The following is an 855-nucleotide window of genomic DNA, read 5'->3' as shown; positions in this document are numbered from 1 at the left end:
ACTACGGACGGTCGGATGGGGCCATCCAAACGACCGGTTCCAGAGTACAACAGTCATTTCTTTCCTGTCTGGGAAGACCGGCTATCGACCATCTCGACTAGTCTCGAATTGATTCGCCGAAGACCGTTCAACATGGGAGTTGCGCTAGTTACATTCCATCGATGGTCTCCGGCCGCCAAACGATGTTGCACGTACCAAGTCGGTTTGGCTCTATAGAGAGTGCAGTATGTTAATCTCGCTCAATGACCGGGGTTTTACCCTCCTCATTGATCTATTGCACTCTGACCGTTCATCCGCGGCCAGTTGGAATATCCGTTCGCGTCTCCGCCATACCAATATTCCTTTGGCGCTTCGGCTAGTGGAGCGCCTGTCCTGAAGCGCTCGACCAAATCCGGATTGGCAATGAACGGCCGTCCTATGCTGAACAGATCCGCGTCTCCCGCAGCCAGTGTTTTTTCGGCTAGGGCGAGCGTGTATTGATTGTTGGCGATGTAGGCGCCTTTAAAGCGCTTGCGCAGGTCAGTGAAGCTGATGCCTTCTGACGCTTCGCGGCTCAGTTGAGTCACGCCCTCGATGTCGTGTATATAAAGCAATCCGAGGCGTGACAACGCGTCTACATATGCACCGTATGTCTCCATCGTATTGCTGTCGGGCGGTGTGTCACCCGGGGTCGTAGTGACTGGCGAAATGCGGATGCCGACGCGGTCTGCGCCCCAAACATCGATAACGGCTTTGACGACATCGAGTGGGAAACGCAATCGATTCTCTACCGAACCACCATACCTGTCCGAACGATGATTCGTGCTGTCACGAATGAATTGTTCGAGTAGGTAATTATTGGCCGAATGCACTTCG

At 53.6% G+C, this 855-nt stretch carries 1 protein-coding gene; it reads right to left on the bottom strand.

What is annotated here, in order from left to right; all coding sequences use genetic code 11:
- Positions 1–263: 263 nt before the first annotated feature.
- On the bottom strand, positions 264–855 hold a 592-nt coding region (locus P0D70_RS36640), incomplete at its 5' end, for an oxidoreductase (RefSeq protein ID WP_459252452.1).

It is taken from the genome of Paraburkholderia sp. RL17-381-BIF-C, assembly GCF_046026435.1.
Lineage (GTDB): Bacteria > Pseudomonadota > Gammaproteobacteria > Burkholderiales > Burkholderiaceae > Paraburkholderia.
This window is presented reverse-complemented; position numbering and strand designations above follow the sequence as displayed.